The 14,330-nt window shown below is 72.1% G+C and carries 13 protein-coding genes and 1 pseudogene; 4 read left to right on the top strand and 10 right to left on the bottom strand.

What is annotated here, in order from left to right; genetic code table 11:
• Positions 1-37: 37 nt before the first annotated feature.
• Positions 38-2,557, bottom strand: coding sequence for a Pls/PosA family non-ribosomal peptide synthetase (locus SACE_RS14625; RefSeq protein WP_009950356.1), 2,520 nt, complete (start codon positions 2,555-2,557; stop codon positions 38-40).
• A 524-nt stretch (positions 2,558-3,081) separates the two neighbouring features.
• On the opposite strand from SACE_RS14625, the gene sbnA reads away from it, so the two are divergent.
• A complete protein-coding gene (gene sbnA / locus SACE_RS14620; RefSeq protein WP_009950358.1) occupies positions 3,082-4,068 on the top strand; it encodes a 2,3-diaminopropionate biosynthesis protein SbnA in 987 nt (328 codons plus the stop codon).
• An 81-nt stretch (positions 4,069-4,149) separates the two neighbouring features.
• Here sbnA and SACE_RS14615 read toward each other — a convergent pair whose 3' ends face one another.
• Both SACE_RS14615 and SACE_RS14610 read right to left on the bottom strand, forming a co-directional pair.
• A complete protein-coding gene (locus SACE_RS14615; protein ID WP_011873912.1) occupies positions 4,150-4,836 on the bottom strand; it encodes a DUF305 domain-containing protein in 687 nt (228 codons plus the stop codon).
• 116 nt (positions 4,837-4,952) lie between these two features.
• Positions 4,953-6,917 (bottom strand): bifunctional copper resistance protein CopD/cytochrome c oxidase assembly protein, encoded by a 1,965-nt coding sequence (locus SACE_RS14610; RefSeq protein WP_231850007.1) that lies wholly within the window; start codon positions 6,915-6,917, stop codon positions 4,953-4,955.
• Positions 6,918-7,062: 145 nt separating this feature from the next.
• Here SACE_RS14610 and SACE_RS14605 point away from each other — a divergent pair, with 145 nt between their 5' ends.
• Positions 7,063-7,638, top strand: coding sequence for a copper resistance CopC family protein (locus tag SACE_RS14605; protein ID WP_009950361.1), 576 nt, complete (start codon positions 7,063-7,065; stop codon positions 7,636-7,638).
• 4 nt (positions 7,639-7,642) lie between these two features.
• Here SACE_RS14605 and SACE_RS14600 read toward each other — a convergent pair whose 3' ends face one another.
• On the bottom strand, positions 7,643-7,882 hold the full coding sequence (locus SACE_RS14600) for a hypothetical protein (RefSeq protein ID WP_009950362.1): 240 nt from the start codon (positions 7,880-7,882) through the stop codon (positions 7,643-7,645).
• A 348-nt stretch (positions 7,883-8,230) separates the two neighbouring features.
• Between SACE_RS14600 and SACE_RS14595 the strand changes: the two genes are divergently transcribed.
• Together SACE_RS14595 and SACE_RS14590 are read left to right on the top strand one after the other, a co-directional pair.
• On the top strand, positions 8,231-8,617 hold the full coding sequence (locus SACE_RS14595; protein ID WP_037304863.1) for a YybH family protein: 387 nt from the start codon (positions 8,231-8,233) through the stop codon (positions 8,615-8,617).
• Positions 8,618-8,659: 42 nt separating this feature from the next.
• A pseudogene (locus SACE_RS14590) lies at positions 8,660-9,168 on the top strand (mycothiol transferase).
• 17 nt (positions 9,169-9,185) lie between these two features.
• Here SACE_RS14590 and SACE_RS14585 read toward each other — a convergent pair.
• The 6 genes from SACE_RS14585 to SACE_RS14560 form a co-directional block, all read right to left on the bottom strand.
• Entirely contained in the window at positions 9,186-10,136 is a 951-nt protein-coding gene (locus SACE_RS14585; protein WP_009950366.1) for a DUF5996 family protein, read from the bottom strand.
• Positions 10,133-10,924 (bottom strand): Pr6Pr family membrane protein, encoded by a 792-nt coding sequence (locus SACE_RS40345; RefSeq protein ID WP_011873910.1) that lies wholly within the window; start codon positions 10,922-10,924, stop codon positions 10,133-10,135. Before SACE_RS40345 ends, SACE_RS14585 begins: the two co-directional genes overlap by 4 nt.
• Before the next feature lie 86 nt (positions 10,925-11,010).
• On the bottom strand, positions 11,011-12,072 hold the full coding sequence (locus SACE_RS14575; RefSeq protein ID WP_009950369.1) for an LLM class flavin-dependent oxidoreductase: 1,062 nt from the start codon (positions 12,070-12,072) through the stop codon (positions 11,011-11,013).
• Positions 12,072-12,590, bottom strand: coding sequence for an SRPBCC family protein (locus tag SACE_RS14570; protein WP_009950371.1), 519 nt, complete (start codon positions 12,588-12,590; stop codon positions 12,072-12,074). The genes SACE_RS14575 and SACE_RS14570 overlap by 1 nt, the downstream gene beginning before the upstream one ends.
• Before the next feature lie 299 nt (positions 12,591-12,889).
• Positions 12,890-13,387 carry a winged helix-turn-helix transcriptional regulator gene (locus tag SACE_RS14565; protein WP_009950372.1) on the bottom strand — a complete coding sequence of 166 codons (498 nt, stop codon included), beginning with the start codon at positions 13,385-13,387 and terminating at the stop codon, positions 12,890-12,892.
• A gap of 60 nt (positions 13,388-13,447) precedes the next feature.
• Complete coding sequence (locus tag SACE_RS14560; RefSeq protein WP_009950373.1) at positions 13,448-14,287, bottom strand: sugar phosphate isomerase/epimerase family protein; 840 nt, start codon at positions 14,285-14,287, stop codon at positions 13,448-13,450.
• Positions 14,288-14,330 lie beyond the last annotated feature (43 nt).

Genomic DNA, 14,330 nt, shown 5'->3' with positions numbered 1-14,330 from the left:
GGTGGCCAGGGGCCCGCCCGCGCGGAGGAGGCGGTCGTCAGGCGCCGCGTTGGACCGGAACAGGCTGGTCACTTCGAACCTCCGTGGCCGGGTTGCCCGCCCAGCGCTGGTGGTGCGGGACTTCCTCGCCCTTCATCAGGAAGGAGTCGGCACCGATCACCGAACCGTCGCCCATGGTCGCGCCGTAGTGCACGAGGGTGTTGACGCCGACGGTGCAGCCGGTCCCCAGCGCGATGCGGTCCATCTTGAACGTGCCGTCCTCCTGCGAGTGGCACTGGATCTTGCTGCCCGCGTTGAGCGCGCAGTCGTCGCCGATGCTCACCAGCGTGCGCTCGGCCAGGAAGCAGCCGTCGTCGAAGACCCGCTTGCCGATCCGCACGCCCATCAGCCGCCAGATCAGCACCTTGAACGGAGTGCCGTCGAAGAACGGCAGGTGGTTGGTCTCCGGGACCTTCCAGAAGCGTTCGTGCCGCCAGAACCTGCGGTCGTAGATGGAGCAGAACATCGGCCGCAGCGGCAGGCACGCGACCAGGACGCGTTCCACGACGACGTAGTAGGCGGTGCTGAACACCAGGATCAGCGTGGTGGCCAGCGCGAGCGCACCCGAGCCGAGCCAGTGGTAGAGCTCGGCCGCCGCCGAGGCGAACAGCACGACCAGGAAGAAGTTGAACCACCGCACCAGCAGCCGAAGCGCCATCGAGACGATGTTGTGCTTGTTCTTGGCCTTGAGGCGGCGGGCGAACTCCTCGCCGGCCTCCAGGTGCTGGAAGGTGTTGTCGCGCTGGACCGTGCGCGGGATCAGCATGCTGGGCGAGCCCAGCAGGCCGGTGCCCGTGCGCACCGGGCCGTCGACCGGTACCAGAACCTTGGTCGCCAGCAGGCAGTTGTCGCCGGTCCTGCCCTGCGGCGGGTAGACGATGTGGTTGCCGAGGAAGTTGTGCGGACCGATCCTCGTGCTTGACAGGCGGAACGACGTGCTGGAGTACTCGGTGTTGACGACCGAGAGGCCGTCGGCGACCATCGTGCCCTGGCCCACCGCGCTCAGGTACGGGTTGTCGTGCTTGATGGCCGAACCGAAGTTGGACCCGGTCTGCTCGACGTGCGAGAGGTCGTAGCCGAGGGCACGCAGGTAGTGCACGATGTAGGAGCTGTCGCCGAAGAGTTCGTTGAACGGCTTGACGTTGGTCATGCGGGTGACCACCCGCTGGGCCCAGTAGTGGAACCCGTAGAGCCGGTAGGTCCGGTCCGGTCGCAGGACCAGGTTGATCAGGCGCGGCACGGTGAAGACGAACAGCAGTCCGAAGACCAGCGCACCGAAGAAGAGGATGAACGACACCGCCAGCGCGTCGGCGTAGAACGTCCAGTTCGCGAAGGCCAGCGATCCGGGCTCCAGCAGCGTCCGCAGCTGTGGGACCTCCAGCAGAAGCATGACCACGCCGCCCACGAACAGCGGCAGGAACAGCGCCAGCAGGCTCACCAGCTGCGTGACTGAGTAGACGAACCGGCGCAGCGTGCCGCAGGCGACGGGTTCGACCTCGGGCGACACCACGTCTGTCGGCCGCGCCGGAGAACCGTGCCAGCGCTCGCCCGCCGGGACGTCCTGGCCCGGGTGCAGCGAGGAGGCGCGGTCGAGGTGGGCGTGGTCGCCCATCGAGGTGTCGATGTCGAGCACCGCCTCCTCACCGACGAAGACGTCATCGCCCAGCGCGACCGGGCCGGTCTGGATCAGCCCGCCGTGCGCCCGGTAGCCGAGCAAGTAGGCGTCCTTGCGCACGACCGTGCCCGCGCCGATGGTGAGCATGTCGGTGCACACCGGGACGTGCCGGGTCAGGATCGTGACGCCCTTGCCGATGCGGGCACCCAGCGCCCGCAGGTACAGCACGTACAGCGGTGAACCGGCGAACAGTGCGACGGGGTTCGCCTTGATGAGCGTCTTGGCGATCCAGAACCGCACGTAGGCCGGGCTCCAGATGCGGAACTGCTGCCGCTTCCAGCGGCCCACGAGCAGCCACTTGGCCAGGATCGGCAGGCAGCACATGCCGAGGAAGCCTGCGGTGCCGAACAGCAGCGAGCGCAGGTAGACCTCCAGCAGCGTGGTGCCCTCGGAGATCCACTCGTAGCCGTGGGCGATGACGAACGCGGCGAGGTAGGTGTAGGCCAGGAAGGTCAGCAGCTGCACGGCGCCGCAGAACAGGTACTGCACCGTGCCGACCGGCTCGGCCACCTCGACCGGCGCGGGCACCGCGGGCTCGATGGGCTCGGGTTCCTCGTCCACCAGCGCGGCGGTCAGGCTGGCGATCGTGGAATGCCCGTAGATGTCCTTCATCGACACCGACGGCAGGTCGTCGCGCTTGCGGACCCGGGCGCAGAAGCGGGCCATCACCATCGAGTCCGCGCCCAGGTCGTCGAAGAAGTGGCTGTCGGGTGAGACGTGCTCGACGCCCACCACCTCGGCCAGCACCTCTGCGAGCCGGCCCGCGGTGCCTGCCGGGCCATCCCGGGTGGTCGAGGGTTCGGTCGTCTCGGCTGTCCGGGCGGTCTGGCTCGCTGGGCTCATCAGGCAGGTCCTCGCTGTCGCGGTGCGGTGGGGATCGCCGGCTTCCGGCGCTGTTCGTCGGGCCGCCGACCCGGCGGTCTCACCAACGCCTAGAAGCGTGCGCTCCGGGCAGCACCGCGAACCATCGGGCAGCCCCCACAGTCAACGGGTGCGCGCCCCCGATTCGGAGTAGGGACAGCACCCTCGTCCGATAGGGCTACGCGCAAATGCTTCCGTCGCCCAACCGGGTGATGGTCCACTTCGGTCTCCGGCCACTGCCGACAGTGGACGGACGGCCGGACGACGCTCGGGACCGGAGAGCGCCGCCACCGCACGTGGAGCTCGCGCGAGACGCGGGCGCACGCGGGTAGGGCTGGCCCCCGCCGCGGGGTGGGTCAGTCCCACTCGGGATGCGGGGGCCGGCTCCGGGCGCGCGGGGGAACACACCATCGATCCGGCGTGCCCGGATGCGGACTCTTTTCGTATGACGCCGCACCGCCACCGACGGAGCGGCCGGGTGCGTAGCCGAAACTGAGGGAGTCACCATGCCAGTCATCTCCGGTCCCACGGACTTCAACCAGGAGCAGCTCTACGTCGACCTGCGGGCGACCTTCGGGCACAACATCTTCCTGAAGTGCGAGGGCTTCAACTTCGCCGGCTCGATCAAGCTGAAGGCCGCGACCGAGATGGTCGAGGCCGCCGAGCGCGACGGCACCCTGAAGCCGGGGTCGGTCCTGGTCGAGTCCTCGTCCGGGAACCTGGGCGTTGCGCTGAGCATGATCGCGGCGAGCAGGGGGTACCGGTTCGTGTGCGTGACCGACCCCCGCTGCAACCTGGCGACCCGCCGGATGATGGAGGCCCTGGGCAGCCGGGTCCACATCGTCTCCGAACCGGACGCGACCGGCGGCTACCTCGCGGCGCGCATCAACTACGTCCGCGCGCTGTGCGCCTCCGACGAGAAGTACGTGTGGCTCAACCAGTACAGCAACCCGGCCAACTGGCGGTCGCACTACCGCACGACCGCGCCGGCCATCGCCCGCGAGTTCCCGCACCTGGACGTCCTGTTCGTCGGGGCGGGCACGACCGGGACGCTGATGGGCTGCGCCCGCTACTTCCGCGAGTGGCACCCGTCGGTGCGGATCGTGGCGGTCGACGCCGTCGGCTCGGTGACCTTCGGCGGCCCTCCCGGCCGCCGGATGATCCCCGGTCTGGGCACCAACGTCCGCCCGCCGATGCTCGACGAGTCCTACGTCGACGACGTGGTGCGGGTCGAGGAGCCCGACACCGTCCGCGCCTGCCACCGGCTGGCCAGGAGCGGCTTCATGTTCGGCGGCTCCACCGGCACGGTCGTCAGCGGAGCGACGCGGTGGCTGGACGAGCACGACGGCCGCGACCTGACCACGGTGGCCATCGCCCCGGACCTGGGCGAGCGCTACCTGGACACGGTGTACCAGACCAACTGGCTGCAGGACCTCTACGGCGACGACATCCTCGACGAGGACGTGGTGAGCGTCGGTTCGCACGCGGCCTGACGCCGGGCAGCCGACAACAGCACAGCAGGTAACGCACCCAGGAGACGCCGCCCCGCCGGGGCGGCGTCTCCGCGTCGTGGGTCAGTTCGGTGTGGGCAGTTGCTCGGCTCCGCGTTCCTGGAGCAGTTGCGCCATGGTCGCGGTTTCCTCGCCCTGCTGCTGGATCATGTGCTGGGCGAGCTCGCGAACCTGCGGCGTGGTGGCCCGGTCCACCGCCTCCCGCAGCATCGGCAGGCCGCTCTGGTGGTGGCGGACCATGAGTTGCAGGAAGAACGTGTCGAACTCGGGGCCAGTGGCGGCGCGCAGCTTGTCCATGTCCTCGGCGGAGGCCATTCCGGGCATCAGCCCGGGCGCTCCCGGTGTCCCGCCGTGGTGCGACGACTCCGGAGCCTGGCCGTGAGCGGCGTGCCCGCCTCCCGGAGCCATCCACGCCATGTGCCCGCCGGGCGGGGTCTCCGGCTGGTTCCACAGCTGCAGCCAGCCCCGCATCCGTCCGGCCTGCACCAGTTCGGAGGTCTCGATCTCGACCGCCAGCGCCCGGACCGCCGGGTCCGCGCTCCGCTCGCGCGCCAGGCTCGCCAGTTCGGCGGCCTGCGCGTGGTGGGCGCTCATGTCCTGGGAGAAGCCGATGTCGACCGGGCCGGGTCGCGGAGACTCGGCGCGGTCCGGCGTGGCGAGCAGGATAACCCCGGCGGCGACGAGCAGTCCCGCCGCGACGCACAGGGCGAGCACGAGGACCGACCTCAGCGCGGGAACGCGCCCCGACATGACCACACCACTTCCCCGGGCTGTTGGCACCTGTGGTGGGAGCGGGTCCGCCCGCTCCGGGGCCCGCTGACCGTGGTACCACGCGGACCGCGGGGCCGCCACGCGCGTCGAGCCGGTCAGCGCGCGTCGCCGCGCTCCTCGCCGCCGCGCAGCAGGACGGTCGCCGAGACCGCGAGGAGCACGCCCGCCGCGCCCACCGCGAGCACGCCACCGGTGTGCTGGCTGGCCACGACCTCGGGCATCCACGGCAGTTCCAGGGCGCGGTAGAACCGCTCGCCGATCGGCGTCGCGGTCCGCGTCAGCGACACCCCGAAGGCGGCCAGACCGCCACCCGCCACGAAGACCGCCGCGACCCGCGTGCCGACCGCGGCTCCGGCCGGCACCGGGTCGACACCCAGCACGGACCAGTAGAACAGCCAACCCGCGCACAGGAACCCCAACCGCACGGCGGGCTGCAACCAGTACTCGTACAGACCGGCCTCCAAGACTCCGGAGAAGTACAGGCCGAAGAAGACCAGCACCAGCACCAGCGCGGCGACCAGGGGTTGGGTGAGCAACCGGACCGTGCGCGTGCGCCAGATCGCCCGCCCCCACTCCCGTGGCCCTGGCAGGGCTCCGCCCGGGATCGTCGTCCGCTCCAGCAGGCGCACGGGGCAGCCGAGCGCGAGCAACGCCGGTGCCACGACGGCGAGCAGCAGCAGACCTCCCGCCAGCGCACTCGGCACGGACGGCAGGTAGCGGGCGAACCCCGACGACGTCGTCAGCAGCAGAACACCGCACCCGCAGGCGAAGGCAGCGGTCCTGCCCTTCGGCCACCGCCCGCCGACGGCGCGCACGCGGCGCACGCCCAGCCAGTAGGCGGCGGCCATCGCCAGGGCGAGCACCGCGCAGACCAGGTCGACACGCCAGTCGACGGCGAACCGCACCGGGGTCGGCGGTCCGCCGACGACGAACCCGAGCAACAGCTCCTCCCTCGTGGTCCCGCCACCGAGTGCGGGCGCGGCCGTGCGGCCGAGCGACACCGCGATGCCGACCGTGCACAGCATCAGCAGCACCTCGACCGCCCCGAGCCGCAACAGCGCGCCGGAGCGGCCACCCGCCACCGCGGCCACCACACTCCTGCGCTGGAGATATCCGATGAGGCCGAGCACCAGCAGGGCGGCGGTCTTGGCCAGCACCAGCAGCCCGTAGGCGGTGCTCAGCAGCTCGGTCGCCGGCAGTCTGGTCAGCGCGTTGACCGCTCCGGTCACGGCGAGCGCGACCCAGCACACCAGTGCCAGGCCGGAGAACCGGCGCGTGGCCGCCGCGAGGTGCCCGCCGCGCCGGGCCGCGTGGGTCAGCAGCGCGACGAGCCCGCCCACCCACAGCGACGCCGCGAGCAGGTGCTGGAGGAGGCTCGCGGTGGCGATGTCATGCGCGCCGCTGCTCGCCGAATGGCCCGTCACCGCGATCGGCAGCAGCCCGCCCATCGCCAGGACGAGCAGCCATGCGGTGCGCCCCCACGAGCGGGCCGTCCAGCACCCCGCCGCGAGCACCAACGCGACCGCCGCCGTGGCGGCCCACGCGCGGGACTGCTCGATCCCGCCCACGAGACCGACGAGCGAACCCGTGCGAACCAGTTCGCCCGGCGGGCGCCCCACCACGTCGGCGGCGAGCAGGGGTGCCGTCGAGGCGGCAGCGGCGAACCACACCACCGCCGCCCAACCGGCGGCCCGCACCGCGGCGCGTCCGTCCGCGCCGAGCGCGCGGCCGTACCCCCACGCGGTGGCGAACCCGGCGAACCACAGGAATCCGATGCACAGCGCCGCGGCGACGTCGGCGACGACCTTCACCACCGGCAGGCCGTAGCGGGTCAGCGCGCCGGGCTCGGGCAGTCCCAGCCCGGCCTGCTGCCCGGAGGACACCGCGACCAACCCGGCGGCCAGCAGCGCGGCCAGACCCGCGCCGATCGCCACCAGCACGGTGAGGACTAGTGCGGGGGTCCCCGGACCGGCGGTGTCCGCGCGGCCGGGCGTGCGCGGCCCGGATGCCCCGCGGTCCTCGGGTGGCGGCTTCGAAGCCTTGTTCCCGCCTGGTGGCATTGCCCCACCGCCTCCGGCTCACCACGAGTCGAGGGATCGGATTCGCGTTGTCCTGACAGGAGAATGCCGCGACCGGGACGCGGACCTACTATGCACGCAGCGGGGCGACGGCGCCCACCGGGCGGTCCCGCGGACGGGAGCCGGTATGGGCCTGCGCACTCGCCGGGAACACGGCCGAAAGGGACTTTCGGCCCTGCCGCGCACTGCGCTGCTGTGCGTGCTTTCCGCACTGGGCCTGGTGGTCCTGCTCCCGCTGCCGGCCGCCGCGCACACCGCGCTCCTGGAAAGCTCGCCCGCCGACGGCGCCACGCTCCGGCAACCTCCCGCCGAGGCGTGGCTGCGGCTGAGCGACCCGATCGACCCGAACCTGGTCACGGTGACGCTGACCGGTGCCGACGGCCGGCAGCTCCCGCTGCCGGCGCCGACCGCGCGCGACACCACGCTGACGCAACCGCTTCCGCACCTGGACAACGACCGTTATGCGCTCGCCTACCGCATCGTGTCCGCCGACGGCCACCCGGTCACCGGCGCCATCTCGTTCACCGTCGACGCTCCCCTGCCGAGCACGACGCCGACGCCGGCTCCGGCTCCGGCCGGCACGCCGCAGCCCGCGGCCGACGACGGCAGCGCGGCGCTGTGGTGGGCCGGCGGCGCCGCGGTCGCCGTCGTCCTGGTGGCCGTCGCCGCCGCGGCCGTCCGGTACCTGGGGCGCCAGCGCTGACGGCTCAGCGGAAGACGATGATCGCAACGCCGGCCAAGGCCAGGGCGACGCCCGCCCAGGCGCAGTGCCGCATCGGCACCCCGAAGAAGCGGTGGTGGTCGTGATCGCGGTTGAGCGCCTTGCCCACGACCCGCACGATGGCGCCGCCGACCAGGAACCCGATCACCAGGCCGATGTCCTCGGCGAGCAGTGAGCCGCCGAACAGCCGGCCGAGCAGCGCGCCGACCCCGATGCCCAAGGCCATGAGCGGGACCACGAGGATGCCCCAGCCATACCAGATGATCGCGGATCCACCTCCGGGGACCGGTTACCGAGCCGTCGCGCGGCGATGCGCCCGAGCGGCGTCGGTGTCGACTTGCGAGGCGTCAGTATCGCGCCTCCCGATCACCCGGGTGAGCGCTTCGGCGGAACAGACCGGAACGCGGTGAACGAGGTCCGGCACCTGTTTCCCCGAGGGAGACGGTCAGGTGCCGGCCTCCAACCTCATCGACGTCATCACCGCCCACGACGACTGTCCAACTAGGACACGAAGTTGCCGGTCCGGCCCGTGGGCCGTGCACGGCGGGCCGACGCGTGCCACACTCTCCAGACGATGGACCGGGACCGAGTACGCGCGTGGGTCACCGCCTACGAGAGGGCGTGGCGGGCCCCGGGCACCGACGGCCTCTCCGAGCTGTTCACCCCCGACGCGAGCTACCGGCAGTCGCCGTACATGGAACCGGTGCGGGGCCTGCCCGCCATCTCGCGCATGTGGGAGGCCGAACGCGAGGGCCCCGGCGAGACCTTCCGCATGACGAGCGGGCTGGTCGCCGTCGACGGCGGCACCGCGGTCGTGCGGGTCGAAATCCAGTACGGAGAACCGGTCCGGCAGGAGTACCGCGACCTGTGGATCGTCGAGTTCGCCCCGGACGGCCGCTGCCGCGCCTTCGAGGAGTGGCCCTTCCTTCCGGGCCGGCCCTACAGCGCCAGCGGGTCCTGAGCCGGCCGGCACCCCGCCCCTGACGAGCAAGGAGCCAGCCGGATGACCAGCGCCGACCTCCTCACCGATGCGTTCGCCCGGATCCGCGAGTCCGTCCGGGGCACGGTCGAGGGCCTCACCCCCGACCAGCTCGCCTTCCGGATCCGGCGGCGAACTCCATCGCGTGGCTGGTGTGGCACCTGACCCGGGTCCAGGACGACCACGTCTCCGAGGTCGCCCACGCCGAGCAGATCTGGACCGAGCAGGACTGGGTGAGCCGGTTCGGGCTGCCGTTCGAGCCGTTCGACACCGGTTACGGCCACAGCACGCAGGACGTGGCGGCGACCGAGGTCTCCTCCGGCAAGCTGCTCACCGGCTACCTGGACGCGGTGCACAACCGCACGACCCGCTACGTCGGGGGCCTCACCGACGCCGATCTCGACCGCGTGGTGGACTCGGCGTGGGACCCGCCGGTCACGCTCGGCGTCCGGCTGGTGAGCGTGATCGCCGACGACCTGGAGCACGCCGGTCAGGCCGCCTACATCCGCGGCGTCCTCGAACGCCAGAGCTGACGCGCCGGGGCCGCGGGTCAGCGCGCGGAGGCGCGCCGCTCGGGCGCGTCCTCCAGGGCTTCCCGGTCCCAGCTCCCGCGTTCGGCGGCCGCCTCGTAGGTGAACTGCAGGAACTCCAGCAGCGTGCCGTCGGGGTCGGAAGCGGTCCGCACCGCCTTGTAGGGAAGCAGGAACTCGCCGAAGTCGGCGCTGTAGGAGGCGGCCTCCGGGCGCACCGGGCTCTCGGCGTAGCCGGGAGGTTCCGGGTAGGCGTAGGAGTAGAACATGCCCTCGGCGCCGCCGCCGGGCCAGAAGCCGGCGCTGCTGAGCTCGTGCGAGTAGCCCTCGACCATGACCCAGTCCGGGCAGTGGGGCGCACCACCCGGATGCCTCGGGGCCGGGCGCCCGGAGAACCGGGTGACCGCGAGGTCCATCGCGCCCCAGAAGAAGTGCACCGGGCTGACCTTGCCGATGAACCGGGAGCGGAACTCGCCGAACACCCGCTGCGCCGCCACGAGCTGGCCCCAGAAGCGCTGGGCGTGGTCGGGATCGTAGGACGCGTGCTTGGTGTCCTCCTCGAACGGGATCGCCTCCTCCACCTCGTTCGGCGTGGTCCGGATCGACACCCCCAGCCCGAGCTCGCGCAGCGCCGCCATCGTCTCGCGGTGGAACTCGGCAACCGGCTTCGGCTCCAGCGCCACGTGGCGTTGCTCGCCGCTGGTGGAGCGGATGTGCAGCCGGTGGTCGCAGAAGTCGAACTCGACGTCGAACAGGGCGGATCCGTGCGGGACGGCCGAGGTGGTGAGCCCGCGCGGACTCACGTACAGCGGAACCTGCCACCAGTGGTTGACCATCGGCGCGCACGCCAGCCGGATCTGGCCCACGACCTGCGTCCACATGTGCAGCGTGTCGCGGGTGTCCGTCCACTCCACGACCGGGAGCGCCGGCCAGTCGCCGGAAAGCCCGGTGCGGTGGTGAACTCCGGTCATGATCCGACCTCCGATTCGCCGCGGCCGACGAGCCGCCTGGTTGCCGGAGCGCCCAGGATAGCCGCGGTCAGCGGTCCGGGCCGCCCGCGGCGGGCGGCCCGGCGGTGCGCGGGAGCCGCTGGTCGAGCAGCTTCAGGGCGACGGCCGCCAGCGCGGCCAGGCCGAGGACGAGCGCCGTGTTGCCCACGGCGGCCGGATAGCCGACGCGCCGCGGGTCGAGGAACGGGTACGGGTACCACCCGCTCAACGCCCCGTGCAGGAAAGTGCCCCCCGATCCACAGCCCCGGCCACCCGAACGCGATCACCACGGTGGACCAGTCGATCCTCGGCCGCGGGCCGAACAGCAGCCATCCGGCCAGCGCCATCCACGGCGCGACGTAGCGGAACCCCACGGTCGCCCAGTAGGCCGGGCCGGTCAGGTGCAGCAGGCGCGCCAGCACGGTCGTGAACACGACGCCGGCGATGAGGATCCCGAGCAGCCCGTCCAGCCGGAGCACCCGCCACAGCGCGCCGTCGCGTTCGGGGTCCAGCGCCAGGCTCACCGAGGTGGCCAGGACCAGGATGTTGCTCTGGATGGTGAAGAAGCAGAACAGCCTGCCGAGACGGGCAGCCGGGCCCAGGCCGGGATCGACGCGGCCCGACGCGTCCGCACCGCTGGTCAGCACTACCACGACCTGCACGACGAGTGCGAGCGCCACGACCGCGGCGAGCAGCGCGTGCCAGCACCGCGAGGCGTGCCATCCCGTGACGGCGCCGGGGAATCCGGTACCGGCACCACCCGCGCCCATGTGCGCCATTGTTCCCAGCCGGATCGGCGTGCGCAGGGCGACGACACCGGCCGCGGGCGCGGCAAGCGCGTCTTGTTGCCGAACGGTCAGCGGGCGGGTTCCGCACTGACCTCCCGCACCAGCTCGATCGCGCGCCCGAGCGTCGCGAGCCGGGCGTCGAGGTCCTCGCCCGCCGGGTAGAGCCGGACCGTGTCCACCCCGGCGTCCCGCCACACCCGCAGCCGCGTGCGGACCCCGTCCTCGGTGCCGATCAGCGTGGTGGCGAGCACCATCTCGTCGGTGACGAGCTCCGCGGCGCCGTCCCGGTCCCCGGCCTGCCACCGCTCGCGCACCTCAGCCGCGACCTGCACCCACCCCTGGCGGCTGTAAGCGTTGTTGTAGAAGTTCGTCGTGGCCGAGCCCATCCCGCCCAGGCTGAAGGCCAGCTCCTTCTTGCGCCCGGCGACCATCTCGCGCAACTGGTCCTCGTCCGCGGCGAACGCGACCTCCGCGCCCTGGCAGACGTCGAGGTCGGCGCGCGACCGCCCGGCGTCGGCGAGTCCGGAGTCGAGGTGGGCGAAGTAGGCCTCGTCCGCCCCCTCCGGGACGAAGCTGGTGCCGAGCCAGCCGTCCGCGACGCGTCCGGTCAGGCGCAGCATCGCGGGCGACAGCGTGGCCAGGTAGACCGGGATGTCGTGTTCGGCTCGCATCGACAGCCGCATCGGCCTGGACTCGCCGGGCAGCGGGATCCGGAAATGGCGTCCGGAGTACGAGATCTTCTCCCCCGCGATCGCCTGCCGCACGATCTCCACGGTCTCGCGCATGCGCACCAGCGGCCGCGCGAACGGCACGCCGTGCAGGCCCTCGACCACCTGCGGCCCGGAGGGGCCGAGCCCCAGCAGGAAGCGTCCCCCGGACAGCTGCGACAAGGCGATCGCCGCCTGCGCGATCGCCACCGGGGTCCGGGTGCCGAGCTGCATGATTCCCGAACCGAGCAGCATCCGGTCCGTGCGGGCCGCCAGATACCCCAGCGCCGACGGGCCGTCGGAACCCCACGCCTCGGCGACCCAGCAGACGTCCAGCCCCAGCTTTTCGGCCTCGACGGCGAGCTCCATCGGCTCGGACCAGGTGCGCCCGCCCGAGGCCTCGATCGTCGTGGCGGTGCGCATCAGGCGTCACTCCCCTCGGCCAGCTCCTTGACGGCGGCCAGCGTCCTGGTCATGTTCGCCTCGAACTCCCTCATCCGGACGAAGACGATCTTCTGCTCCTTCTCCGGCATCCGCTCGATCGCAAGCGACAGACCCGACCTGCCCGGCCCCATCCGCACCTCCTGCCGCAGCGACGTGCCACCGCCGTCGGGTTCGACCGTGAACCGCCAGGTGGCGCTCGGATCGGCGTCGGGCCCCTCCACCTCCCACGCGAAGACCCTGGGCGGGTCGAACTCGACCACGCGCGAGCTCGTCGACCACTCCCCCAAGGACTCGTGCCTGCTGCTGCCGACGAACCGGGCACCCAGCGCCGGGCATGTCGACGGGGCCACCCAGCGCACCGACTGGAGCTCGTCGCTCAGGTCCGGCATCCGCTCGACGTCGGACACGAACTCCCACACCCGGCTCGGTGGCGCGGCGACCCAGGTCTGCACCCGCACGACCGGTCCGTCCGCGTACCGCGCGCCTGTCCACTCCATCGACCGCCGACCTCCCATGCTCGAAATCACGGCTTTGAACAGGAGAGTTGCTTAACTAGACTCACTTGTCAAGGTGATCGGCGGCAGCAGGCGGCGACGTTGGGGCACGCGGACCGACGTGGCGGCGTTCGGGGGTGATCCCGGCACACGCCAGCGGTTCGCGGGTCGACCGGGTGCACGCTGGCGGTGACGAGCCACCGGCGGCGAGGGTGGGTTGGCGGCCCATGGGCCTACGGCCACAACGCGAACGGAAGACAGGGGGACGCCTCAACGGGCCGAGACCGGCCCGCGAGTGGAACTCAGCGGGCGAAGCGCTTGCGCACGTCGGGGCGGTCCGCGAGACGGGGCGGGTAGCCCGGCCCCATCCGCTTGCTGGTCTCCTCCGCGCGCAGCGGTTCGCCGCAGACCGCGCACACCACCTCGGCGTGGCTGTCGTGTCCGCACCTGTCGTGGTGCAGGGTCACCGGCGGCCCCTCCTCGCCCACGAGCCACCGGTCACCCCACCGCGACATCGCCGCCAGCACGCCGAAGAAATCCCGCCCCTTCTCGGTCAACAGGTACTCGTAGCGCGCCGGGGCGGTGTCGTACTGCTGCTTCTCCAGCAGCCCCTCCTCGACGAGCCGGCGCAGCCGCTCCGAGAGGGTGTTGCGCGCGATCCCCAGCTCCTGCTGGAAGTCGTCGAAGCGCCGCACGCCGTAGAACGCCTCCCGCAGCACCAGCGGCGTCCACCAGTCGCCGAGCAGGTCCATCGTCCGCGCGATCGAGCACGGCCACCGGGCGAACGACGTGCGCTTCATACCGCGAGCATACAAGTCTCGCGACGAAACCCATCAGGTCAGCAGCCCGGAAACCGGGGCCTACGCGCCGCCGCGGAGGCCCCGGAGGTAGTCGTGGCCGACCCTGGCGGTGCCCAGCGGGTCCGGGGAGTCGTCGTGCTCCACGATGTGCTCCTCCACGGCGCGGGCGTGCCGGAAGATCGTCGGGAAGTCGATGGTGCCCGTCCCCGGGTCGCACATCTGCCCCTGCGCGGTGCGGTCCTTGACGTGGAGCTGGCGGATCCGCGGGCGCAGCGCGTCGACGAGAGCCACCGGGTCCTGTCCGGCGTGCACGGCCCAGAACAGGTCGAGTTCGAAGTGGACGGTCGAGGGATCGGTGTGGCGCACCAGGATGTCGTAGGGCCGGACGCCCTCGACGGGGGCGAACTCGTGGTCGTGGTTGTGGTAGCCGAAGGCGAGCCCGGCCCGTCGGGTCCTGCGCCCCGCTTCGTTGAGCCGATCGGCGAAGCTCCGCCATTCGGCAGCGGTGGCGAAGGAGGCGTAGGGCACGACCAGGCTGCGGTTGCCCAGCGTGCGGGCGTCGGCGATGAGCGCGTCCAGGTCGCCGTCGATGCCGACGTGGCTGGAGGTGGCGCGCAGCCCGTGCTTGTCGAGCAGGGCGCGGAACTGAGCCGCCGTCCGGCCGTGGGTGCCCGCCATCTCGACGTGGCGGTAGCCGATCTCCGACAGCGCCGCGAGCGTGCCGTCGGCATCGGCGTCGAGCTGGTTGCGCAGGGTGTAGAGCTGGATGCTGATGCGCGCGCGCCGGTGCCGGCCGGCGGCGTCCGGTCCCGCCGCGCCGGCCACTCCCGCCGTGCTCGCCAGTCCCGCGGCGGTCAACGCGGCGGTGGTGCGCAACAGGTTTCGCCGGGTGAGATGCATGTCGGCTCCTTCCAGAGCGGGTTTCTCGGTGCGGTCGCCCCGT

The sequence above is a fragment of the Saccharopolyspora erythraea NRRL 2338 genome, from assembly GCF_000062885.1.
Lineage (GTDB): Bacteria > Actinomycetota > Actinomycetes > Mycobacteriales > Pseudonocardiaceae > Saccharopolyspora_D > Saccharopolyspora_D erythraea.
Note: the sequence above shows the minus strand (reverse complement) of the source record. Positions and strands in the feature narration are given on the sequence as shown.